This window comes from Streptomyces sp. NPDC029139, from assembly GCF_055564335.1.
In genome coordinates, this window is the sequence record NZ_JBVHWN010000021.1 from 1 (window position 1) to 21808 (window position 21808).

The 21808-nt window shown below is 72.3% G+C and carries 21 protein-coding genes; 8 read left to right on the top strand and 13 right to left on the bottom strand.

Features of this window, described 5'->3' with window-relative positions; genetic code table 11:
- Positions 1 to 171: 171 nt before the first annotated feature.
- From ACZ4VW_RS30710 to ACZ4VW_RS30720, 3 genes are all read right to left on the bottom strand, one after another.
- Complete coding sequence (locus tag ACZ4VW_RS30710) at positions 172 to 1359, bottom strand: thiolase family protein (RefSeq protein WP_467968086.1); 1188 nt, start codon at positions 1357 to 1359, stop codon at positions 172 to 174.
- 154 nt (positions 1360 to 1513) lie between these two features.
- Positions 1514 to 1783: a hypothetical protein gene (locus ACZ4VW_RS30715; protein ID WP_467968088.1), complete on the bottom strand. Its 270-nt coding sequence runs from the start codon at positions 1781 to 1783 to the stop codon at positions 1514 to 1516.
- Positions 1784 to 1819: 36 nt separating this feature from the next.
- A complete protein-coding gene (locus ACZ4VW_RS30720) occupies positions 1820 to 2842 on the bottom strand; it encodes a LacI family DNA-binding transcriptional regulator (RefSeq protein WP_467968090.1) in 1023 nt (340 codons plus the stop codon).
- A 151-nt stretch (positions 2843 to 2993) separates the two neighbouring features.
- Here ACZ4VW_RS30720 and ACZ4VW_RS30725 point away from each other — a divergent pair, with 151 nt between their 5' ends.
- The 4 genes from ACZ4VW_RS30725 to ACZ4VW_RS30740 all read left to right on the top strand — a co-directional run bounded on the left by ACZ4VW_RS30725 (position 2994) and on the right by ACZ4VW_RS30740 (position 6702).
- Positions 2994 to 4238, top strand: coding sequence for an MFS transporter (locus tag ACZ4VW_RS30725; protein WP_467968091.1), 1245 nt, complete (start codon positions 2994 to 2996; stop codon positions 4236 to 4238).
- 23 nt (positions 4239 to 4261) lie between these two features.
- Positions 4262 to 4969, top strand: a complete 708-nt coding sequence (locus tag ACZ4VW_RS30730; protein ID WP_467968093.1) for an alpha/beta fold hydrolase — start codon at positions 4262 to 4264, stop codon at positions 4967 to 4969.
- A 14-nt stretch (positions 4970 to 4983) separates the two neighbouring features.
- Positions 4984 to 5202: a hypothetical protein gene (locus ACZ4VW_RS30735; RefSeq protein WP_467968095.1), complete on the top strand. Its 219-nt coding sequence runs from the start codon at positions 4984 to 4986 to the stop codon at positions 5200 to 5202.
- An 81-nt stretch (positions 5203 to 5283) separates the two neighbouring features.
- Positions 5284 to 6702: a flotillin family protein gene (locus ACZ4VW_RS30740; protein WP_467968097.1), complete on the top strand. Its 1419-nt coding sequence runs from the start codon at positions 5284 to 5286 to the stop codon at positions 6700 to 6702.
- Positions 6703 to 6925: 223 nt separating this feature from the next.
- Here the strand turns inward: ACZ4VW_RS30740 and ACZ4VW_RS30745 are convergent, their stop codons facing one another.
- Positions 6926 to 7090 (bottom strand): hypothetical protein, encoded by a 165-nt coding sequence (locus tag ACZ4VW_RS30745; protein ID WP_467968099.1) that lies wholly within the window; start codon positions 7088 to 7090, stop codon positions 6926 to 6928.
- Positions 7091 to 7162: 72 nt separating this feature from the next.
- Positions 7163 to 7987 (bottom strand): TIGR02452 family protein, encoded by an 825-nt coding sequence (locus tag ACZ4VW_RS30750; protein ID WP_467968101.1) that lies wholly within the window; start codon positions 7985 to 7987, stop codon positions 7163 to 7165.
- Positions 7988 to 8117: 130 nt separating this feature from the next.
- On the opposite strand from ACZ4VW_RS30750, the gene egtA reads away from it, so the two are divergent.
- The 4 genes from egtA to egtD are packed head-to-tail and all read left to right on the top strand — an operon-like array spanning position 8118 to position 12404.
- Complete coding sequence (gene egtA / locus ACZ4VW_RS30755) at positions 8118 to 9377, top strand: ergothioneine biosynthesis glutamate--cysteine ligase EgtA (RefSeq protein WP_467968103.1); 1260 nt, start codon at positions 8118 to 8120, stop codon at positions 9375 to 9377.
- Positions 9374 to 10690, top strand: a complete 1317-nt coding sequence (egtB, locus tag ACZ4VW_RS30760; protein ID WP_467968105.1) for an ergothioneine biosynthesis protein EgtB — start codon at positions 9374 to 9376, stop codon at positions 10688 to 10690. Before egtA ends, egtB begins: the two co-directional genes overlap by 4 nt.
- Positions 10690 to 11442, top strand: coding sequence for an ergothioneine biosynthesis protein EgtC (gene egtC, locus ACZ4VW_RS30765; protein ID WP_467968106.1), 753 nt, complete (start codon positions 10690 to 10692; stop codon positions 11440 to 11442). The genes egtB and egtC overlap by 1 nt, the downstream gene beginning before the upstream one ends.
- Complete coding sequence (gene egtD, locus ACZ4VW_RS30770) at positions 11439 to 12404, top strand: L-histidine N(alpha)-methyltransferase (protein WP_467968108.1); 966 nt, start codon at positions 11439 to 11441, stop codon at positions 12402 to 12404. The genes egtC and egtD overlap by 4 nt, the downstream gene beginning before the upstream one ends.
- Here egtD and ACZ4VW_RS30775 read toward each other — a convergent pair.
- The 8 genes from ACZ4VW_RS30775 to ACZ4VW_RS30810 form a co-directional block, all read right to left on the bottom strand.
- Positions 12299 to 13177 (bottom strand): lysophospholipid acyltransferase family protein, encoded by an 879-nt coding sequence (locus tag ACZ4VW_RS30775; RefSeq protein WP_467968110.1) that lies wholly within the window; start codon positions 13175 to 13177, stop codon positions 12299 to 12301. The two genes, egtD and ACZ4VW_RS30775, sit on opposite strands and share 106 nt — an antisense overlap.
- Positions 13174 to 14091 carry a GNAT family N-acetyltransferase gene (locus ACZ4VW_RS30780; RefSeq protein WP_467968112.1) on the bottom strand — a complete coding sequence of 306 codons (918 nt, stop codon included), beginning with the start codon at positions 14089 to 14091 and terminating at the stop codon, positions 13174 to 13176. The genes ACZ4VW_RS30775 and ACZ4VW_RS30780 overlap by 4 nt, the downstream gene beginning before the upstream one ends.
- Positions 14092 to 14229: 138 nt before the next feature.
- Positions 14230 to 15480 carry an extracellular solute-binding protein gene (locus tag ACZ4VW_RS30785; protein WP_467968114.1) on the bottom strand — a complete coding sequence of 417 codons (1251 nt, stop codon included), beginning with the start codon at positions 15478 to 15480 and terminating at the stop codon, positions 14230 to 14232.
- A gap of 204 nt (positions 15481 to 15684) precedes the next feature.
- Positions 15685 to 17160 carry a cellulose binding domain-containing protein gene (locus ACZ4VW_RS30790; RefSeq protein WP_467968116.1) on the bottom strand — a complete coding sequence of 492 codons (1476 nt, stop codon included), beginning with the start codon at positions 17158 to 17160 and terminating at the stop codon, positions 15685 to 15687.
- Positions 17157 to 18659, bottom strand: a complete 1503-nt coding sequence (locus ACZ4VW_RS30795) for a beta-N-acetylhexosaminidase (RefSeq protein WP_467968118.1) — start codon at positions 18657 to 18659, stop codon at positions 17157 to 17159. Before ACZ4VW_RS30795 ends, ACZ4VW_RS30790 begins: the two co-directional genes overlap by 4 nt.
- Before the next feature lie 9 nt (positions 18660 to 18668).
- Complete coding sequence (locus ACZ4VW_RS30800) at positions 18669 to 19502, bottom strand: carbohydrate ABC transporter permease (protein WP_467968120.1); 834 nt, start codon at positions 19500 to 19502, stop codon at positions 18669 to 18671.
- Positions 19499 to 20401, bottom strand: coding sequence for a carbohydrate ABC transporter permease (locus ACZ4VW_RS30805; protein WP_467968122.1), 903 nt, complete (start codon positions 20399 to 20401; stop codon positions 19499 to 19501). The genes ACZ4VW_RS30800 and ACZ4VW_RS30805 overlap by 4 nt, the downstream gene beginning before the upstream one ends.
- The gene (locus tag ACZ4VW_RS30810) at positions 20398 to 21657 is read right to left on the bottom strand and encodes an extracellular solute-binding protein (protein WP_467968124.1); all 1260 of its coding nucleotides are present in this window, start codon (positions 21655 to 21657) and stop codon (positions 20398 to 20400) included. Before ACZ4VW_RS30810 ends, ACZ4VW_RS30805 begins: the two co-directional genes overlap by 4 nt.
- Positions 21658 to 21808 lie beyond the last annotated feature (151 nt).

The following is a 21808-nucleotide window of genomic DNA, read 5'->3' on the forward strand; positions in this document are numbered from 1 at the left end:
GGTGGCGAATCCAGAACGCGAGGGGGGGAGGAGGTGAGGAAGCAAAGGAGGGAGGAGAGGGGGGGGGGGGGGGGGGGAGGGGGGGGGGGGGGGGGGAAACCCCCCCCCCCCCCCTCCGTACGTCCCCGGCAGTCCGGTCCGGGGGCCGGCCCCGGACCGGCGCCGCTCCGCTCAGCGCTCCAGGACGAGGGCCAGACCCTGACCGACGCCGATGCACAGCGCGGCGAGCCCCGTTCCCGAGCCCGCCGCGGCCAGCTGGTGGGCCACCGAACCGGCGAGCCGTGCGCCGGAGGCGCCCAGCGGGTGACCGATGGCGATGGCGCCGCCGCGCGGATTGACGATCTCGGGGTCGAGTTCCGGCCACTCGGCGAGGCATCCGAGCGACTGGGCGGCGAAGGCCTCGTTCAGCTCGAAGGTCGTCAGATCGGCGAAGGAGCGGCCCGACTTCTCCAGCGCGCGCCGGACCGCCTCGACCGGCCCGAGGCCGAAGAGCTGCGGCTCGATCCCGCTGACGGCGGAGGCACGGATCCGCGCGAGGGGCTCGCGGCCGGTCTCCCGCAGCCCCTCCTCGTCGACCAGGAGCAGAGCCGCGGCGCCGTCGTTGAGCGGCGAGGCGTTGCCGGCGGTGACCGTGCCGCCCTCGCGCCGGAAGGAGGGCTTGAGCTTGGCGAGGGCCTCCAGCGAGGTGGTGTCGCGGATGCACTCGTCGCGGGCGAGGTCCACGCCCTCGTACGGCACGACCTCGCCGTCGTAGAGGCCCTTGCCCCACGCCTCGGCGGCCTTCTGGTGGCTGGCCAGGGCGAAGGCGTCCTGCTGCTCGCGGGTGATGCCGTGCTTGTCCGCGACGAGTTCGGCTCCCTCGCCGAGCGCGACCGTCCACTCGGCGGGCATCCGCGGGTTCGTCATGCGCCAGCCCAGCGTCGTGGAGTGCAGCTGCTGGTGGCCGGCCGGGAAGGCGCGCTCCGGCTTCTGCAGGACCCAGGGCGCGCGGGACATCGACTCCACGCCCCCCGCGACGGCCACCGAGGCGTCGCCGAGCGCGACGGCGCGGGCGGCCTGGATCACCGCCTCCAGACCGGAGCCGCAGAGGCGGTTGACGGTCACGCCCGGAACGGAGGTGGGGAGCCCGGCGAGCAGCACGGCCATGCGGGCCACGTCACGGTTGTCCTCCCCGGCGCCGTTGGCGTCGCCGAAGTAGACGTCGTCGATCCGGGCGGGGTCGAGGGCGGGCGTACGGTCCACGAGGGCCTTGACGACATGCGCGGCGAGGTCGTCGGGGCGCACCGAGGAGAGGGCGCCCCCGAACTTGCCGATCGGCGTACGGACGGCGTCGACGATGTAGACGTCGCGGATGCTCATCGGTTCTCTCCCACGTGACCTTCGGTGCGGCGTTCGCCTGGTGAACGTTCCTTCGTTGCCGTGCGCGCCGAGTCTCCGCCGGGGGGCGCCTTCTGTCAACGGTCCCGGGAGACGGATACGTGGTGGATGAACCGATGCCTTCGGACGGGGTGGGTCATGACCGCGGGGGGTGCCGGACCAGCGCCGTCAGGCCGTAGTCCAGCTCGCGGCCGTCGACCAGCAGCGCCTCGACCGTGCGGGTCTCGGGGTCGATGTCCGCGGTCAGGCCGTGGCCTTCGTAACGCGGGTACCCCGAGGCGCCCTGGCGGCCGGTGGCTTCGACGACCGCCGAGCGGACCGCGCTGTCCTCCACGGACGCGTCACCCCTGTCCTCCACGTGCTCGGGGACGAGAAGGATCTCGAAACGCTTCGGAACTGTGCTCATGCCTCGACGCTAGTCCGCCGCGGCGCCGCGCGCCGCTCAGCTGGACTCGCGCGGCACGACGTGCGAGGCCATCAGGTCCCGCGCCTCCGGCGTGCCCTCCGGGTCGCGCACCGCGCTGTCGACGAGCTCCGCGAGGTGCCTGCCGATCACCATGTCGATCCGGACCGTGGTCAGCCGGGGCCGCAGCAGCCGCCCGAGCATCAGATCGTCCGAGCCGACGACCGCCGTCTCCTCCGGGACGGAGATCCCCGCGTCCTGCAGGGCGCGCATCAGCAGCATGGCGTACTCGTCGTTGTAGGCGAAGACCGCGTCGAGCCCGAGTTCGCGCCACCGCCCGGCGAGCTCGTTCGCCGACTCCTCCTCGTACCGCAGGGGCAGGGGTACGACCGTGGCGTCCGTCCCCGCCACCGCCTGGCGCACCCCGTCCAGCCGCGGGCCGGAGAACATGTCCAGGCCCGGCTCCTCCGGCACGATCACGCCGATCCTGCGCCGCCCCCGCTCGACGAGGTGTTCGGCGGCGACACGGCCGACTCTCCCCTGGTCCATGACGAGGGAGTGCGTTCCCGCGACCCGCTGCGGGCCCACGGTGATCACGGCCTTCGCACCCGAGCGCTTGAGGATCTCCACGCCGTCCGGAGTCAGCTCCACCTCGCCGAAGGAGACCACCGCGACCGGGCGAAGTTCCGCCCAGGCACGGGCGGCCTCGTCCGCGTCCAGGCCGAGACTTCCGTACTGCACGACGGTGTAGTCGAGGCGGCGCAGGGCCCACTGGAGTTCGTTGAAGAACTGGCTGTAGAGCGGGCCGATCGGCACCTGCGCGGTCGGGAGCAGGACCATCCGGCTGTGGCCGGCACGCAGACTGCGGGCGGCGGCGTGAGGGACGTAGCCCAGCTCCTCGGCCGCCTCGCGCACGCGTCGGCGGGTCGGCTCACTGATCCGCACGGCGGCCGTGTTGTTCAGGACGTACGAGACGGTGGCTCGGGACACGCCGGCGAGGCGCGCGACGTCGGCGCTGGTGGGCACGGCACGTTCGGCGGGCTGTTCGGTTGGCTTCCTCATCGCTCCGGCATCTTTCCAGACCGATCCGGGCCAAGGTCTGGCGGATGGCCTGATTCGAGTGCTACACAATGCTGACGCGTGTCACTGACACGTGTCAACACACCCTCTTCTACCGCTCTCGCCCCCTCGGGCGATCTCCCAGGAGGGCACCATGGCCCTTTCCTCCTCCCCCACGGGTACCGGCACCCCCACCCCCTCGGCTCCCCGGCCGACCCGTGGTCTGCTGCCCCTGCTGCTCACCGGCAACACGGCGATGTACGCGCTCTACGTCGGCGTGCCCGGCATGCTCCTGGCGCTCCAGATCGAGGACATCGACCCCGCGAACAAGGTGGCCAACTTCGGGCTGATCTCCGGCGTCTCCGCCATCTTCGCCACCGTCTTCAACCCGGTGGCCGGCGCGCTCTCGGACCGCACCGGGCGGCGCAACCCCTGGATCCTGGCGGGCGGACTGCTCGCGATACCGGTGATGTTCCTGCTCGGCAGTGTGCACACGATCCTGCTGGTGATGATCGCGTGGTGCCTGGGCCAGGCCGTCATGAACATCTATCAGGCCGCCATCACCTCCGTCGTGCCCGACCGGGTGCCCGTGGCCTCGCGCGGCAAGGCCTCGGCGGCCGTGGGGCTCGGGCTGCCCATCGGCTCCACCATCGGCGCGCTGCTCGGCGCGGCCTTCTCCGAGGACTACCGCACCGGCTACCTGGTCTTCGGCGTGATCGTCGCGGCCGCCGCCGTCCTGTTCACCACCTGCGCCCGTGAGGAGCGCATGCCCGCGAAGGCGTCCCTGCCGGTGAAGCAGCAGATCGCCGCCTTCGGCAGCGCGCTCAAGGACCACGACTTCCGCTGGGCGTTCATCGGCCGTGCGCTGCTGGTCCTCGGCTACTTCGCGGTCTCCGGCTTCCAGCTGTACATCCTCAAGGACCACACCGATCTGCCGGCCGGGCTCGCGGCCGAGGAGGCCGTGGCGCTCCTGATGCCGCTCAACGCGGTCGCCATGGTCGTCTCCACCGTGCTGGGCGGCTGGCTCTCCGACCGCTACGACCGCCGCAAGCTCTTCGTCGGTGCCTCGGCCGCGCTCGCCGCCGTCGCCCTCGTCATCCCGGCGGTCTCGACGAGCTGGACCGCGATGCTCGCCTTCTCCGTCGTCAACGGCCTGGGATTCGGCTGCTACATGGCCGTGGACACGGCGCTGGTCACCATGGTGCTGCCGAAGGCCGAGGACGCGGCCCGTGACATGGGTGTGCTCAACGTCGCCAACGCGGGACCCCAGATCGTCGCGCCGTTCGTCGCCTCGCTCGTCGTGTCGGTGAGTGGCGGTTACACACTCCTCTTCCTCGTCGCCGCCGTACTGTCGGTCCTCGGGGCGCTCGCCGTGCGCCCCATCCGTACCGTGCGCTGAGGACCACACCGAGAGGCATCGACGTGCGACTGAACACCACGACATGGGGATCCGGTGACCGGATCGCGCTGCTGATCCACGGCATCATGGCCGACCACCGCACCTGGCGGCGGGTCGGGCCGGCCCTGGCCGAGCGTGGTTACCGGGTGATCGCCGTGGATCTGCGCGGCCACGGCGGGAGCGGGCGCGCCGAGGGCCCCGAGGGCTACACGCCCTCGCACTACGCGGACGACCTGGTCGAAACCCTGCCGCGGAGCGCCGAGTTGGCGATGGGCCACTCCCTCGGCGGGCTGAGTCTGGCGGCCGCCGTGGAGCGGCTCGCGCCGCGCCGCGCGGTCTACTCCGATCCCGCCTGGCATCTGCCGTCAGGGGACGAGGGCTACCGTCCGGAGCTGTTCACCCAGGGCAAGTCGCTCACCCGCGCGCACATCCGGATCCTCAACCCCCGCTGGTCCGAGGAGGATCTGGACATCGAGTACGAGACGCTGCGGCTGTGGGACGAGCGGACAGCGCACGGTCTGCTGGGGGTCGTCGGACAGGACATGTGGCCCGTGCGGCCGCTCGTCCCCTCGCTGATCACGCTGGCCGACCCGAGCTCCCTGGTCTCCTCCGAGAACGCCCGGATGCTCAAGGAGCGTGGTTTTGAACTCCGTACGGTCGTCGGCGCGGGCCATACGATCCACCGGGACGACTTCGACGGGTTCATGACCGCCCTGGAGGGCTGGATCTGACGTACCTTCTGTTCATGGACGACGTCTCGATGGTGGGTCTGCTCGGCCGGGTCACCGGCACCGTCGGACCGGGTCTCGTCGGTGAGGTGATCGTCCGGATCCGGGGCGGCGCCGAGCACTTCCTCGCCCATCCGGCCCATCCCGCGGAGCGGTTCGCGCCCGGAACGGTGGTGACTGTCGTGGAACATCTCCCTCCACGCACCGTCTATGTCACAGCCGCGTACGACGGTTGACCGATCCATTGAGTGCCCGCCGTGAGGGGCGCACACTCCCTTCACCGGATCCGCACGGCTCCGGTGAAGGGGGAGCTGCCCATGGGCATCGGCATCCTGGCGGGCGGCGTGGTCGCCGCCGTCCTTGTTCTCATCGCACTGTTCAAACTGATGTGGCGCGTCGCGGAACCCAACGAAGCGCTCATCATCTCCGGCTCCAACCACAAGATGGAGGGGCTCGGAGAGGGGATGGGCTTCCGGATCGTCACCGGCCGCGGCACCCTCGTGCTGCCGGGCGTCCAGGCCGTACGGAAGCTGTCGCTCGACCTCAACGAGACCCAGCTGCAGGTGGAGTGCGTCACCCACCAGGGCATTCCGCTCAAGGTCCGCGGTGTGGTGATCTTCAAGGTGGGTGACGACTTCGTGTCGATCGCCAACGCCGCCCGCCGCTTCCTCGATCAGCAGAAGCTGATGTCGGAGCGGGTGCACATCGTCTTCGCCGGGCATCTGCGCGCCATCGTCGGCGGGTTGACGGTCGAGGACATGATCCGTGACCGGGAGAAGCTGACCGGACAGGCCCGTTCGGCCTGTGGCACGGAGATGGAGAAGCTCGGCCTGATCGTCGACTCGCTGCAGATCCACGAGATCGAGGACCCGACCGGGTACATCAAGAACCTGGCCGCGCCGCACGCGGCGGCCGTCCAGCGTGACGCCCGGATCGCGCAGGCCGAGGCCAACCGGCGGGCGACGGAGGCCGAGCAGCAGGCCGCGGCCCGGATGTCGGAGGCCACCCGCGACAGCGAGATCCTGCAGGCCGGCTACCAGGCGGAGCGGGACCAGGCGTCCGCGAAGGCGCGGCAGGCCGGGCCGCTCGCCGAGGCCGGGGCGCGTCAGGAGGTCGTCGTCCAGGAGACGCGGGTCGCCGAGCTGGAGGCGCACCGTAAGGAGCAACAGCTCCAGGCGGAGGTCCGCAAGCCCGCGGACGCGATGGCGTACGAGACCCGGACGCGGGCCGAGGCCGACCGGGACGCCCGGATCTCGGCGGCGCAGGCGGAGGCCAAGGAGACCGAGCTGGCCAGTGCCGCCAGGGCGACGGCGACCCGGTTGACCGGTGAGGCGGAGGCGGCGGCCCAGCACGCCAAGGGCCTGGCGGTGGCCGAGGCGACCCGCGCCAAGGGGCTCGCCGAGGCCGAGGCGATCAAGGCCAGGGCTGCGGCGCTCGCCGAGAACCAGGAGGCCGTGGTCGCGCAGCAGCTGGCCGAGAAGTGGCCGGAGATCGTCGAGGCGGGCGCGTCCGCGTTCGGCAACGTGGATCAGATGGTCCTGCTGAACGGCGCCGACGGCATGGCGGAGGTGTTCGCCAAGGCGTTGACCATGGGCGGTACGGGTCTCGGGCTGGCCCGTCAGCTGCTCGCGACCATGAATCCGGGCGCCCAGCCGGGGGTGGCGCCCTCGGTGGACGGCGCGGCGCCGCCCGCTCCCCGCGCGGAGGTGATCGCGGTCGGCGACGACCAGGGGTAGTCCCACGGGCCGGGCCCGGCGCCGTAGCGGCGTCGGGCCCCGGTCATGTCGTGCGTCGTACGGTCGTACGGTCGTGACCCGCGGTCGTACGGTCGTGACGTGAGTCGCACGGCCGACCGCGACGCCCGGTCATGGCGTCCGGGCCGCGTCGACGGGCCCGTGGAGGCTGCCTCGGTGGGCGCGTCGTGGTGGCCGCGTCGACGGGCGCGCGGAGGGTCGGAAGTCAGTTGTGACCGAACTTCGGCTCCTTCTTGTGCGAGACCTGTTCGATGATCGGCCGCTGGGTCTCACGTACGACCGATGTCTGTTCCTTCGCCGTCGCCTCGGTCCTGTGCTCGTGGCCGCCCGTACGGGCACCGCGGTTCACCCGGGTCTGTTTCTTGCCCACGATCTGCCTCCTGTACCGGAACTCGGACGCTGGGGCCATTTCAGGCTCGCACGCGGGTACGACCACCGCATGTCAGGCGCCCGCGAGGACCCGCTGGAAGGCGCCGAGCGTCGTCCGGTCCCTGGTGCGGTCCAGGATCGCGAAGACGATCTCCTCGAAGTGTCCGGCGAACCGGCCGCCGTCCGTCAGCAGGGCCCGGAAGGCGCCGGCGACCTGGGCCGGGTCGTTCTGGAAGACGCCGCAGCCCCACGCGCCGAGGACGAGCCGGCGGTAGCCGCCGGTCACGGCCGTCTCCAGGACCCGCTCGGCGCGGGAGGCGAGCACGGCCTTGACGCGGTGGACGAGTTCGGGGTTCTGCCGTCGGACGACTCCCGCGTTCGGCGCCGGAGAGGTGAGGAAGCCGACCGTGAACGGCTCGTTCAGGAGACCGCCGCGGTCGTCGCGGAAGACCGGGACGCCGGGAGAGAGGATCACCCGGTCCGTGTAGAAGGCGTTCCTCTCGGCCCGGTGATGCTCGTAGTACGCGGAGGCGCGCAGCAGCGTGGTGTAGAGGGCCGAGGCCCGGCAGACGGCCTCTTCCTGGGCCTGGGCGCCGTTCAGGTAGCCGCCGCCCGGGTTGCGGGCGGAGGCGAAGTTCAGGACGGCCACCGGGGCCGCGTCCGCTCCGGTCAAGCGACGGGCGGCGACGAGGCTGCTCTCGTCGGTCACCGTCAGGACGGTGGTGCGGTCGCTGTCGGGGGCGACGGCGAGGGGTTCGGGGCCGTAGAGCCTGGTTCCGGCCAGCGCCGCGCGCAGTTCCGCCTCGATCGAGACCGTCCGGCCGTCGGGGGCCCGGTAACGGCCCTCCGCGACGATGTCCTCGGTCTGCTTCGCGATCCCCCGCAGTCGTGCGCTCATGCCCGCAATCCTGATCGAATCGACTCCGCCGGAGCAACGGGATATTCACCGTGCGGCCGGTGGGGCGCCCTTGCACGCCCGTCGGCGGTGGCTTTAGGTGGAATCAGCGCCTTCCGACAGGAGGAACGACATGTCGTCGAGCGGCATACCGCGGGGCGGTCCCGCCCTCACCGAGAACGAGGCCGAGGACCTGCTGCGATGTATCTGCTTCAAGACGGGCCCGCCCCGTGTGCTCGGGGTGGAGGTGGAATGGCTCGTCCACGATCTGCGTGACCCGCGGCTTCCCGTCCTGCCGCAGCGGCTGACCTCGGCCGTCGACACCGTACGGTCGCTGCCGCTGGCCTCGCCCCTGACCCTCGAACCCGGCGGACAGCTGGAGCTCAGCTCGCCGCCCGCCGGCTCGCTCATGGAGTGCCTCGACACTCTCTCGGCCGATCTCCGGGCGGTGCGCGAGGCGCTCGCCCCCCTCGGACTCTCCCTCGGCGGATACGGGGTGGATCCCTGGAACGCGCCGCGGGAGCGGCTGCTGCGCGAGCCCCGGTACGACGCGATGGAGGCGGCCCTGGACCGTACGGGACCCGCCGGCCGGGCCATGATGTGCGACTCGGCCTCGGTGCAGATCTGTCTGGACGCCGGTCACGAGGAGCCCGGTCCGCTCGGCTATCACCGCCGCTGGCAGCTGGCCCATCTGCTGGGCGCGGTCCTGGTGGCCGCCTTCGCCAACTCCCCCGTCCACGGCGGGCGCAGGACCGGCTGGCGATCGACGCGCCAGGCCCTGTGGACCGATCTCGACCCGGCGCGGGCGCTCGCTCCGGCGCCGGACGGCGAACCCCGGGCGGCCTGGGCGGCACACGTGCTGGACACCCCCGTGATGTGCGTCCGCGGGGAGGACGGGCCCTGGGAGGTGCCGGAGGGGCTGACGTTCCGGGAGTGGCTGCGTACCGGCCGTCCGCGCCCGCCCGGCGAGGACGACCTGCGGTACCACCTGACGACGCTCTTCCCGCCCGTACGGCCGCGCGGACATCTGGAACTGCGGATGATCGACGCCCAGCCCGGTCCGGACGGCTGGATCGTGCCGGTGGCCGTGACGGCGGCGCTGTTCGAGGACCCGGAGGCCGCGGAGACGGTCTACCGCGCGGTCAAGCCGCTGGCCGAGCGGGCCGGTTCGCAGGCGCCGCCGCGCAATCCGCTCTGGCTGGCCGCGGCCCGCGACGGCCTGACCGATCCCGATCTGCACGCCGCCGCCCTGGTGGCGTTCCCGGCCGCCCTGGAGGCGCTGCCCCGGATCGGGGCGAGCCCCGCCGTCCGGCGGGCGGTGGCCGCCTTCCACGAACAGTACGTACTCCCCGGCAGCTGTCCCGCCGACCGACTCCAGGAGGTCTCGTCATGACCGTGACGACGGATCCCTCGGCCCTGCGGCGGCGGGCCCTCGACGCGCTCACGACCGCGCGGGAGCGCACCGCGCTGCTCACCTCCTGCGTGGAGGACGACGAACTCAACGCGCAGCACTCGCCGTTGATGTCCCCGCTCGTGTGGGACCTGGCGCACATCGGCAACCAGGAGGAGCAGTGGCTGTGGCGGACCGTCGCGGGGCGTGACGCCCTGCGCCCGGAGATCGACTCGATCTACGACGCCTTCGAGCACCCCCGCGCCAGTCGCCCCACCCTGCCCCTGCTGCCTCCGGCCGAGGCCCGGGCGTACGCCTCCGACGTGCGCGGCCGGGTCCTGGACGTCCTGGCGGCCACCCCGCTGGAGGGCCGGCCACTGGTCGAGGCGGCGTTCGCCTTCGGGATGATCGCCCAGCACGAACAACAGCACGACGAGACGATGCTGATCACCCATCAGCTGCGCAAGGGTCCTCAGGCGCTGACCGCTCCCCCGCCCCCCGCGACGGACACGGGACCCCTTCCGGCCGAGGTCCTGGTCCCGGGCGGTTCGTTCACCATGGGAACGTCCGACGAGCCGTGGGCGCTGGACAACGAGCGTCCTGCCCACACGCGGGTGGTCCCGGCGTTCTTCATCGACACCGTGCCGGTCACCAACGGCGCCTACATGGCGTTCGTCGCGGACGGCGGCTACACGGACGAGCGCTGGTGGCGGGCGGAGGGCTGGGCGCAGATCCGGCGGCACGACATCGGCGCCCCGCTGTTCTGGCGCCGCTCGGGCGGTCAGTGGCTGCGCCGCCGGTTCGGCGTGACGGAACCGGTGCCCGAGGACGAGCCGGTGGTGCACGTCAGCTGGTACGAGGCCGACGCCTATGCCCGCTGGGCGGGGCGCAGGCTCCCCACCGAGGCCGAGTGGGAGAAGGCGGCCCGGCACGACCCGGCGAGCGGGCGTTCGCGCCGCTACCCCTGGGGCGACGCCGACCCCGCGTCCCGCCACGCCAACCTGGGTCAGCGTCACCTGCGGCCCGCCCCGGCCGGAAGCTATCCGGAGGGCGCCTCGCCGCTCGGCGTACGGCAGTTGATCGGCGACGTGTGGGAGTGGACCTCCAGCGACTTCCTGCCGTATCCGGGGTTCACGGCCTTCCCGTACAAGGAGTACTCGGAGGTCTTCTTCGGCCCGGCGCACAAGGTGCTGCGCGGTGGGTCCTTCGCGGTGGACGCGGTGGCCTGCCGGGGGACCTTCCGTAACTGGGACCTGCCGGTGCGCCGGCAGATCTTCTCCGGGTTCCGGACCGCACGCGACGCGGAGCTGGGCTGATGTGCCGCCATCTGGCCTTCGTCGGTGATCCCGTGCCGATCGGGGAGCTCGTGCTGCGGCCGCCGCACTCCCTGGAGCGGCAGGCATGGCAGCCGCGCACCCAGAGCAGTGGCATCGTGAACGCTGACGGCTTCGGCGTCGGCTGGTACGCCGAGGGAGATCCGGTGCCGGCCCGCTACCGCCGGGCCGCGCCCGTCTGGGGGGACCTCTCCTTGGCCGACCTGGGGCGCGTGGTGCGGACGGGGGCGTTGCTCGCGGCGGTCCGGGGGGCCACCCTGCCGGGCGCGGACGGGGAGGCCGCGGCGGCCCCGTTCACGGCGGGGCGGTGGCTGTTCAGCCACAACGGGGCGGTCCCGGGCTGGCCCGACTCGCTGACCGGCCCGGCGGCGTCCCTGACGGCCGGGGAGCTGCTCGCGCTGGAAGCCCGCACGGACTCGGCGCTGGTGTGGGGCCTCGTCCTGCACCGGCTGCGGGCCGGTGACGGGCCGGGGCAGGCGCTCGCCGACACCGTACGGGAGGTCGCCGCGGCGGACCCGGACTCCCGGCTGAACCTGCTGCTCACGGACGGTTCGGAGATCACCGCGACCACCTGGGGGAACTCCCTGTGGTGTCTGAGCCGCCCCGACCGCACGGTCGTGGCCTCGGAGCCGTACGACGACGATCCGCTCTGGCGCGAGGTGCCGGACCGCACCCTGCTGACCGCCACCCGCACCGATGTCACCCTCACCTCGCTCAAGGAGCCCTCCGCGTGAGCCCGTTCCAGTTGACCCGCACCCTGCCCGAGGACGCCACCGAAGCCGAGCTGCGCGCCGACGTCCTGCACGGCCTGACCCGGATGCCGAAGGAGCTGCCGCCGAAGTGGTTCTACGACGCGCGCGGCAGTGAGCTGTTCGAGGAGATCACCCGGCTTCCCGAGTACTACCCGACCCGCGCCGAGCGGGAGATCCTGATCGCCCGGGCCCCTGACATCGCGGCGGCGACGGGGGCGCGGACCCTGGTGGAGCTGGGTTCCGGGTCCTCCGAGAAGACCCGGTTCCTGATCGACGCGCTCCTGCCCGGTCTGGAGAGCTACGTCCCGGTGGACGTGAGCGAGTCCGCGCTGACCGGCGCGGCCGAGGCGTTGCTGGCCGAGCGGCCCGCACTCCATCTGCACGCCTTGGTGGCCGACTTCACCCGGGGGCTCGCTCTGCCGGGTACGCCGGGTCCGCGGCTGGTGGCCTTCCTGGGAGGCACGATCGGCAATCTGCTGCCCGAGGAGCGCGGGGTGTTCCTGCGCTCCGTGCGGGCGATGCTGACGCCGGGCGATGCGCTGCTGCTCGGCACGGACCTGGTGAAGGACGAGGCGACGCTGGTGGCCGCCTATGACGACGCCGCCGGGGTGACGGCGGCGTTCAACAAGAACGTGCTGGCCGTGATCGCGCGCGAGCTGGGGGCGGACGTGCAGCCGGACGACTTCGACCATGTCGCGCTGTGGGACCACGAGCGGCAGTGGATCGAGATGCGGCTGCGGGCGCGCCACGCGCTCACGGTGAAAATCCCGGAGCTGGATCTGGCGGTGCCCTTCGAGGCCGGCGAGGAGGTACGGACGGAGGTGTCGGCGAAGTTCCGTCAGGCGGGGGTGCGGGCGGAGCTGGCGACGGCCGGTCTGGAGCTGACGCGCTGGTGGACGGACGAGGAGGGGCGGTTCGCGCTGTCGCTGGCGACGGCGCGCTGAGCGGCCCGGGCCAGGGCGCGGCGGTTCGGATACTGGACGTTGGATATCGGATCCAGTATCCGGATCTCCGCGGTGAGTTCGCGAGCCGCCGCGATCCGCCAGAGCGAGGCGGCGAGCGGATCGTCTCCGACGAAGGCGGCGGGGCCGGTCGGCCGGTACTCCAGTCGTACCGGCTGCACGGGTACGGAGGCGTCGAGGGCGGCCTGGAAGGCGGCCGGCCGGAAGGCGCCCGCGCCCCGCCCGCACCAGGTCGACCCCTCGGGGAAGACGATCACGCGCCTGCCGCCCGCCAGCGCCCGCGTCATCGCGCGGACGGTGGCGGGCAGGGCCCGCAGCCGGTCGCGGTCGATGAAGAGGGTGCCGCCGCGTGCCGCGACGGGCCCGAGCAGCGGCCAGGCCCGGATCTCCCGCTTGGCGAGCATCGTGCCGGGCAGGACGGCGGCGACCAGGGGGATGTCCAGCCAGGAGATGTGGTTGGCGACGACGAGCAGGGGTCCGTCGGCGGGGACGGGGGCTCCGGTGATCTTCAGCCGGACGCCGAAGGCGCGGAGCACCAGTCGGCACCACGCGCGCACCAGCGCCCGCCGGCCGGCGGAGGGCAGCAGCGCCGCCAGGGGCGCGAGCAGCACCCCGGCGAGGACGGCGGCGACACCCGTGGCCAGCCGGGCCGCCGCCCGTACGGGTCCGGCGGCCCCGCCCGTGTGCCGTGCACAGGGATCAGGGGCGCACGGCGAGGTCGGCAGCCAGGGCGAGGGGGAGCCGGCGCCGGTCACTGCGCGGGGGCGAGGGAGAGGAAGTGGCGCAGGTAGCGGGGGTTGGTGTTGCGCAGCGACAGCAGGACGTAGAGGTCGGCCACGCCGAAGTCGACGTCGTGGGCGGGCGCGCCGCAGACCCACGCGCCGAGCCGCAGATAGCCGCGCAGCAGCGGCGGGAGCTCGACCCGGCCCTCGGGGCGGGCGACTCCGTCGGGCGTCCAGAGCTTGTGCGGGGTGACCCAGTACTCCTCGGGGGCGAGGTGCTTGGCCTTGACGGTGTCCCAGGTGGCGGCGGCGAGCGTGCCCCCGTCGGCGAGGGGGATGGAGCAGCAGCCCGCGAGCCAGGTGTGGCCGGTGCGGGTCATGTAGCGGGCGAGTCCGGCCCAGATCAGGGCGATGACCGCGCCGTTGCGGTGGGCGGGGTGGACGCAGGAGCGGCCGACCTCGACGAGGTCGTCGCGGACGGGGGCGAGCCGGCCGAGGTCGAACTCGCCCTCCGAGTAGAGGCGTCCGGCGATCCGGGCGCGGTCGGGCGGCAGGAGGCGGTACGTGCCGACGACCTCGCCGGTGGCCTCCTCGCGTACCAGCAGGTGGTCGCAGTACGCGTCGAAGGCGTCGATGTCGAGCCCGGGTTCGGGCCCGTCGAGGCGGGCACCCATCTCGCCGGCGAAGACCTGGTGCCGCAGGCGCTGCGCGGCGCGTACGTCCTCCTGGGTGCGGGCGAGACCGACGACGTAGCGGGACTCCTCGCCCGCGGGGCGGTCGGTCGGGCGGTCCGCGGGCCGGTCGGTGGAGCGAGGCTGCGTTCGCCTCTGCGGTTGCGGCTGGGCGGGAACTCCGGCGAACGGGGCGGCCGTGGCAGGCGCACCACCGGGGGCCGGGAGACCGGCGGGGACGGGGACAGCGGGGGCTGCGGACGACGGTGCGGGCATGTCGGGCTCCTCCGGCGTACGGAAGGGGGACGGTGAGGGCCGGACCGTGGGGCGGTGGTCCGGCTCCTTACTTCTTCCGTTGCCGGCTGGATTCGACGTGACCGTGCGGGGGCCCGCGGGTGTGCGGTCGCTGAAATGCTATTCGGCGAGGGCCTGCGTGATCTGGTCCGAGGCCGCCTTCGCGGCCTCCTTCGGATCGTCTCCCCGCAGGACCGCGGTCATGTACGGCTTGATCGGGTTCGACGCCTCGACGTCCGCCCACTGCGGGGAGTTGGGTGTGGCCTTGCCCCGGGCCGCGCCGACGGCCATGACGGCGGTGGCCTCCTGGCCCTCGACGACGGAGGCGAGGGAGCTCTTGTTGGGGACGTAGTTCATGGCGCGGGCGAGCTCGGCCTGCCACTTCTCTCCGGCCAGGGCCTTGACGACGTCGATGGCCGCCGACCGCTCGGGGGCGTTCTCCGGGATGATCAGATCGGAGCCGCCGGTGAAGACGGCGCACGGCTGCCCGGCCTTCTTGCCGGGTATCGGGAAGAAGCCGAGTCTGTCCTTGATTCCGGGGTTGGCCTTGGTGATGGCGGCGACGGCGCTGGGGGTGGCGATGATCTGGGCGACGTCACCCTTGGCGAAGACCTCGGCCTGGGGCGGGGTCTGCTCGTCGGCGTTCTTGGGACCGGAGCCGAGCGACTGCAGCTCCTTGTAGAACTCCATGCCGCGCAGCGCGGCGGGGCTGTGCAGGGCGCCGGTCCAGTCGCCGCCCTTGTCCTCGGCGAGCTCGCCGCCCTCGTCCCAGATGAAGCCCGCGAGGGTGTACCAGTCCTGTCCCGCGAGATAGATGCCCTGGGTGCCGTCGCGGTCGAGCTTCTCGGTGGCGTCGAGCCACTGGGCCCGCGTCGTGGGCGGCTCGGTGACGCCGGCCCGCGCGAAGAGGTCCTTGTGGTAGATCACGACGCGGTTGGCGGCGTACCAGGGGATGCCGTACTGGGAGCCGTTGATCCGGCCGGGCTCGGCGAGGCCCGGCAGCCAGTCCTCGCTGCCGAGATCGCGCACGGACTCCAGGGTGAGGTCGTAGAGCTTGTCGGTGTCGGCGTACTGGGCGACCTGGGTGTTGCCGACCTCGATGACGTCGGGTCCGCCCGTGCCCCCGATCGCCTCCGTGACCTTCTTGCCGATGCCCGTCCACTCCTGGAACGTGAACTTCAGCTCGATGCCCTCGTGCTCGGCCTCGTACGCCGCGGTGAAGCGCTGGAGGAAGTCCTCGCTGACGCTGTCGCGCATCAGCCAGACATTGACCGTGCGGTGCTCGTCGGAGGCGCCGGGAAGGAGCCCGCAGCCGGCGAGCGCGAGGGCGGTCGCGACGGCCAGGGGACTGACGAGATGGCGGTTCTTCACGGAGGTCACCTTCTGCGTTCCATGACATGGAGTGCGGCATGGGGAGCTGACCCGTCGTGGGGGGACCGAACGGCGTGTTCGCGCGGGTATGTGGCCTGGATTCTGGTCTGGACCAACCGGGCGGTCAAGTCCTGGACGGTCCGGTTCCGGGCGGGCGTGCGGCGCACGCCCGCCCGTCACCCCTGGTGGAGCGCGGGGCCGGTGTTACGGGACGGCCGGTACGGAGTCCTCGAAGGCCGTGCCCGCGGTGCGGTACGAGGCGACCTTGGCGGCCACCTGGGCCGGGGTCAGCACCTGGTCCTTCACGTGCAGGACGTAGTCGACCTTCTGGTCGTAGGCGCGCGCGGCCGTGGAGGTCTGGCCGGCGAGGTCGATCAGCCACTGGTTGAAGTTGATGGACATCGGGCGCTCGGGGAGGTAGCGGGCGTCATGCCGGCCGAACTCCTGGCCGTCGACGTAGTAGACGATGGTGCTGTCGTCGATGGTCAGGACGAGGTCGTGCCAGCCCGCGTAGCTCGCCCGGACCTCGGAGTGCTGGTTGACGGCCTCCCAGGGATCGGGCCGGTAGGTCTCCCACGAGGTGGTGTAGAGGATGTTGGCGGGCTCGCCCCAGCCGCCGTTGGGCAGGTACTCGAAGTCGTACTCGGCGTAGTCGTCCGCCATCGGCGCCTTGAGGTCGTTGATGGTGAAGAACGTCTGGACGATGCGGTCGCCGTCCGGGCCGGAGAGCGGAGCGTCGGAGAAGCGGACCCGGGCCGCGTACGTGCCGTTCCTGAACTTCGTGGCCCGGGTGAGGATCTCGGTCTGCCGGGTGGACTCCGCGGTGCCGGCGGTCGAGGTCCTCAGGTTCATGATCGAGTTGGCGCCCTCCTTGGCGAAGGTGACGTTCTCGGGCGCCCAGCCGGCGCCGGGCACGCCCGGTCCGCCGGAGTTGGAGCGCACGCTCCAGCCGTGGGCGCCGATCGCCGGGTCGGTGTGCCCGGTGTAGTCGAAGTCGTCGAAGAGCGCGGCTCCGGAAGGCGGCGGCGTCGTCGGATCGGTCGGGGTCGGCGTCGGCGTCGGCTCGTTGCCCGCCGGGGCCGTGCCCCAGACCTGGACGCCGCCGACGGTGGCGGTGACCTTGCTCCAGTTCGCGTACGTGGTCCGGGACGGCCCGAAGGAGTAGTCGTCGTTCTGGTTCAGCGGCTGCCAGTTGGAGCGGTGGAAGCGCAGCTGCATGTCGCCCGTGTCGGCGCCGGGGGCGAGGCTCCCCGCGCCGGCCGTGAAACCGACCTCCAGATAGCGGTCGGCGGTGGCGGTCGGGTGGGTCAGGGTGCCGAAGGTGCCGGTGAGGTTCGCGCAGCCCTTGACGGCCCAGGAGCAGGCGTAGCTGTACGAGGCTCCCGCCTCGGCCTTGAAGTAGTACCGCACCTTCACCTGACTCAAGGGCACGCTCGACGCACCGGTGTTGACCACCTTGAGCCAGGGCTCGACCTGGTCGCTCCCGGTGGCGCTCTGCCGGTACTGGACGGTGACCGCCTCGCCCGCGGCGGCGGCCGGGAGGGCGGTCAGCGCGGTGGCGCCGAGGCCGGTCACGGCGGCGACGGCGAGTGCGGCACGGATCCGCGGGGCGGCGCCGGTCGTTCGGGAACCGGTCGGTGGCGTACGCGTCGTCGCCGTACTCGTCGGTCGGATGCTCATGGGGTTTCCTCTCCTTCGACGGAGGTGGGGGAAAGACGGCGCGGCACCCCGAGGGTGTCGAGCCGGGTCCGGTGGTGGCGCAGCCGTGCCCGGAAGCCCGGCCAGTCCCGGCGCCCGCTCCAGGCGGTCTCGGCCAGGGCGCAGAGCCGCGGGAAGGCCAGGTACTCGGCGTGCGCCGCGGTGGGGACGTACTCGGTCCACAGCTGGGCCTGGGTGCCGAGGACCCGCGCGGTCTCCTCCGGGCTCCAGTGGGCGGGCGCGGGGTCGGTGCCGTGGACGGTGCGCAGGTCGACGACGGGGCCCGGCTGGCCGGGCGGCTCGTCGGGGCTGGCCGACTGGGGGTAGTCGAGGTAGGTGGAGCGGTGGGGGGCCATGACGACGTGGTGGCCGCGGCGGGCGGCGGTGCGGCCGTGGGCGGTGTCCCGCCAGGGCATGACCGTGAAGTACGGGGGGAGGTCGGCGCCGGTCTCGGTCCAGCCGAGGGGGCGACGGCCTGCGTCGAGGAGATGGCGCCCGACCTGTTCCATGAACCAGCCGTGCAGGGCGTCGGGCCCGGCGAGTCCTTGCTCGGCGGCGCGTCGGCGGGCGACGGGCGAGGCGTGCCATTCGGCGGTCGGGCACTCCTCCCCGCCGAGGTGGACGTGGGGTGAGGGAAAGACGTCGAGGACCTCGTCGAGGACCTCGCGACAGAAGTCGAGGACGCCGTCGTGGACGCCGAGGACGGTGTCGCACACCCCCCAGCGGTCCCAGACGCCGAGCGTGCGGTCCGGCCGGTTGCCGAGTTCCGGATAGGCGGCCAGGGCCGCCCTGGCGTGGCCGGGCATCTCGATCTCCGGCACGACGGTGATGCCCCGCTCGGCCGCGTGCCGTACGAGCGCGGCGAGTTCGGGACGGGTGTAGGCGCCGCCGTGCGGGAGTCCGCCGACCTCGGTGAGCCGGGGGCGGGCGGCGACGGGCATGCGCCAGCCCTGGTCGTCGGTGAGGTGCAGGTGGAGGACGTTGAGTTTGTGGAGGGCGAGGAGGTCGACGTACCTCCGGAGGAAGGAGACGGGCCGGAAGTGGCGGGCGACGTCGAGCATGGCTCCGCGCCAGGAGAAGCGCGGGACGTCGGTGATCTGTACGCAGGGCAGGGACCACTCGACCCCGGTGACCGGCCGGTCCCGGAGCGCCTGGACGGGCAGGAGTTGGCGGAGCGTCTGCACTCCGGCGAGCAGACCGCGGGGGCGGGCTGCCCTCAGCAGGACGCCCTCGGGGCCGGCGGTGAGGCCGTACCCCTCGTCGCCGAGGCCGGTGAGGGCGGTGTCGAGGGCGAGGACGACGGTGCCGTCCGGGCGGGCGGGCAGCGGGAGGCCGGTGGCCGGCCCGAGGAGGGTGCGCAGCAGCTCCGCGGCGTCGCCGGCGCCGGGGGCGATCCTGAGCGCGGTGGTGCCGTCGAAGGTGAACCGGCCGGGCAGCACGGTGAGGTGGGCGGGGTGCGGGACGAGCTGGGGCACGGGCATGGCGGCGCGCTATCCCTTCACGGCTCCGCCGGTCATCCCGGCGGCGACCCGGCCCTGCAGGACCAGGAAGAGGACGAGGACGGGCAGGGCGAAGAGCGTGGACGCGGCCATGGTGGCGCCCCAGTCGGTGCCGAAGACGTTGGAGAAGGAGGAGAGCCAGACGGGCAGGGTGCGGTCGTCCTGGTTCTTGATGATGAGCATGTTGGCGAAGGCGAACTCGTTCCAGGCGGTGATGAAGCCGAAGAGCGAGGTGGCCATCAGCCCCGGGGCGAGCAGCGGGAGGGTCACGCGGCGGAAGGCCTCGGCGCGGGTGCAGCCGTCGACCTGGGCGGCCTCCTCGAGCTCGGCGGGGACGGCGGCGAGGAAGGAGCGCAGGGTGACGATCGTGAACGGCAGGGTGATCATGAAGTAGATCAGGGTCAGGGTGACCAGCCGGTCGAGCAGGCCGGCGTCCCGGGCGATGACGTACAGCGGGATCAACAGCGCTTCCCATGGGGCGACTTGGGCGAGGAACACCATGAGGACGAAGGCGCGCCGGCCCCGCCAGCGCATCCGGGCGACGGCGAAGGCGGCGCCGAGCGCCACGACGAGCGCGAGCAGGACGCAGCCGGCGGTGACGATCAGGCTGTTGCGCCAGAAGAGCCAGAATCCGTCCGCCTCGACGGCGTGTGCGAAGTGCTCCAGGGTGAGGGAGGTCGGCAGCAGGACGGGGGTCTCGGCCTGGATGTCCGAGGTGGGCTTGAAGGCGGTGGAGATCATCCAGTAGACGGGGAAGACGGCGAGGGCGAAGACCGTCAGCGCGGCGGCGTGCAGGGGAAGCCGGCGCAGGGAGCGGGGTTTCACCGGTCGGCCTCCTGCCGGAGCATCTGGCGGAAGTAGGCGATCAGCACGGCGACGAGGATGAGCACCGTCAGGGTCGAGACGGCCGCGCCGAGGTCGTAACGGTGGAGCGACCGGGCGACCCGGTACGCGTAGACGGGCAGGGTGGTCGTGGCCTCGCCGGGGCCGCCCCGGGTGACGGCCCAGATCTGGGCGAAGCAGCGGAAGACCCAGATGACCTCGAGGCAGAGGACCAGGCCGAAGATCGGCCGCAGCAGCGGCAGGGTGATCGACCGGAAGATCCGCCAGGCCCCGGCGCCGTCCAGGCGGGCCGACTCGTACAGCTCCTCGGGGACGGTCAGCAGGGCCGCGTACAGGGTGATGGCGGCGAAGGGGACCGACTGCCACACCACGAGCAGGACGAGGACGGTGAAGGCGGCCGTGCCGTCGGCGAGCCAGGAATACCCCTCGAAGGACGTGAACCCGAGGCGTACGAGCGTCCAGTTGACGATGCCGAGACGGGAGGCGAAGAGCCACTGGAAGACGGTGGTGGTGGCGATGACCGGGCTGGCCCAGGCGAGGACGAGCCCGCTCGTCACCAGGATCCGCATCCGCCGTCCGAGCCGCCGCATCATCAGCGCGACCAGCGTGCCGATCCCCATGATCAGTACGACGTTGACGAGGGTCCACCAGAAGGTGCGCCGGACGACCTCCCAGAACTCCGGGTCGGCCAGGACCGTCCGGTAGTTCTCGAACCCGGCGAACGCCGCGCCTCCCCCTATCAGTTCGCCCAGTCCGTAGTGCTGGAAGGAGATGAGCAGGTTGCGGACGAGGGGGTAGCCGAGGAGCAGGGCGCCGCCGAGGACGGTGGGGGCGACGAGGAGGTAGGGGCCGAGGGCGGCCCCGCGGCGCGGCCCGCTCACGAGCCGAGGGTCTTGGTGATGCTCTCCGACGCGGCCCGGGCCGCCTGCGCGGGGTCGGTTCCGGTGAGCACTGCGGTCATGTACTGCTTGATCGGGTTGGTGGCCTCGACGGCGGCCCACTGAGGGGAGTTGGGCGTCGCGCGGCCCTGCGCGGCGCCGGCGGCCATGGCGGCGGTGCCCTCGTCGTCCTGGATCACGTGGGCGAGCGAGGTGCGGTTGGGGACGTAACTCATCGTCCTGGCCATGTCCGTCTGCCACTTCTCGCCGGCGAGCGCCTTGACGACCTCGTAGGCGGCGTCGGGGTGGGCGGAGGCGGCGGGGACGATCAGGTCGGAGCCGCCGGTGAAGACCGCACCGGGCTTGTCCGCCGTTCTGCCGGGGACCGGGAAGAAGCCCAGCTTGCCCTTGAGTGCCGGATTGGCCTGTTCGACGATCTTCGCGCCGCCGGGCACGGCGATGATCTGGGCGACGTCACCCTTGGCGAAGACATCGGCCTGCGGGGGCTTGGCCTCGTCGGAGTCCTTGGGGCCCTTGCCGAGGGCCTGGAGCTGCCGGTAGAAGTCCATGCCGGCGAGGGCCTGCGGGGTGTCGAGCGCACCCTTCCACTCCTTGCCGTCCCGTACGGCGAGGTCGCCGCCGTCCTCCCAGACGAAGCCCGCGAGGGTGTACCAGTTCTGTCCGGGCAGGTAGATGCCTTGCGTGCCCCCCTTGTTGAGCTTGGCCGTGGCCGCGAGCCACTCGGCGCGCGTCCGGGGCGGAGCGGTGATGCCGGCCCGGGCGAAGAGCTCCTTGTGGTAGATGACGACACGGTTGGCGGCGTACCAGGGGATGCCGTACTGCTTCCCGTCGACCTTCCCCGGCTCGGCGAGGCCGGGCAGCCAGTCGGCCCCGTTCAGCTCGGCGACCTTGGCGCTGAGGTCGCGGACGCCGCCGCTCGCCGCGTACTGGGCGACCTGGGTGTTCCCGACCTCGATGACGTCGGGGGCGTCCTTGCTGGCCAGGGCCGCGGTGATCTTCTCGCCGATGCCGTCCCACTCCTGGACCTGGATGTCGAGCGTGACGCCCTGGTGGGTCGCCTCGAAGTCGGTGCGGAAGCGGCCGAGGAAGTCGTCGGTGACGCTGTCCTTCATGATCCAGACGGTGACCTCGCCGGCTCGGTCGGCGGTCGCGGGGTCGTCGGTCGTGCCGCAGGCGGTGGCGCCGAGGGCCAGCGTCGCCATCAGGGCGACGGGGCCGGCGAGGGAGCGCATGTTCACGGGCACCTCAAGAGATGGTTGACCAATTGGTCAAGTGGTCAGATGCGTGACCAGAAGGTGGCATGGACCAATGAAGCCGTCAACCCCCTGGAAAATATGCGCTGTTCACTCACTCCACGGCGAGGACGGCTGGCTAGGATGAGGCTTACCA

Coding starts and splice junctions, on each gene's coding strand:
- ACZ4VW_RS30725 (WP_467968091.1), top strand. CDS start 2,994: ATGGCCCTTTCCTCCTCCCCCACGGGTACCGGCACCCCCACCCCCTCG.
- egtC (WP_467968106.1), top strand. CDS start 10,690: ATGTGCCGCCATCTGGCCTTCGTCGGTGATCCCGTGCCGATCGGGGAG.
- ACZ4VW_RS30710 (WP_467968086.1), bottom strand. CDS start 1,359: ATGAGCATCCGCGACGTCTACATCGTCGACGCCGTCCGTACGCCGATC.
- ACZ4VW_RS30780 (WP_467968112.1), bottom strand. CDS start 14,091: ATGCCCGCACCGTCGTCCGCAGCCCCCGCTGTCCCCGTCCCCGCCGGT.
- egtA (WP_467968103.1), top strand. CDS start 8,118: ATGTCGTCGAGCGGCATACCGCGGGGCGGTCCCGCCCTCACCGAGAAC.
- ACZ4VW_RS30735 (WP_467968095.1), top strand. CDS start 4,984: ATGGACGACGTCTCGATGGTGGGTCTGCTCGGCCGGGTCACCGGCACC.
- egtB (WP_467968105.1), top strand. CDS start 9,374: ATGACCGTGACGACGGATCCCTCGGCCCTGCGGCGGCGGGCCCTCGAC.
- ACZ4VW_RS30715 (WP_467968088.1), bottom strand. CDS start 1,783: ATGAGCACAGTTCCGAAGCGTTTCGAGATCCTTCTCGTCCCCGAGCAC.
- ACZ4VW_RS30795 (WP_467968118.1), bottom strand. CDS start 18,659: ATGCCCGTGCCCCAGCTCGTCCCGCACCCCGCCCACCTCACCGTGCTG.
- ACZ4VW_RS30740 (WP_467968097.1), top strand. CDS start 5,284: ATGGGCATCGGCATCCTGGCGGGCGGCGTGGTCGCCGCCGTCCTTGTT.
- ACZ4VW_RS30720 (WP_467968090.1), bottom strand. CDS start 2,842: ATGAGGAAGCCAACCGAACAGCCCGCCGAACGTGCCGTGCCCACCAGC.
- ACZ4VW_RS30790 (WP_467968116.1), bottom strand. CDS start 17,160: ATGAGCATCCGACCGACGAGTACGGCGACGACGCGTACGCCACCGACC.
- ACZ4VW_RS30750 (WP_467968101.1), bottom strand. CDS start 7,987: ATGAGCGCACGACTGCGGGGGATCGCGAAGCAGACCGAGGACATCGTC.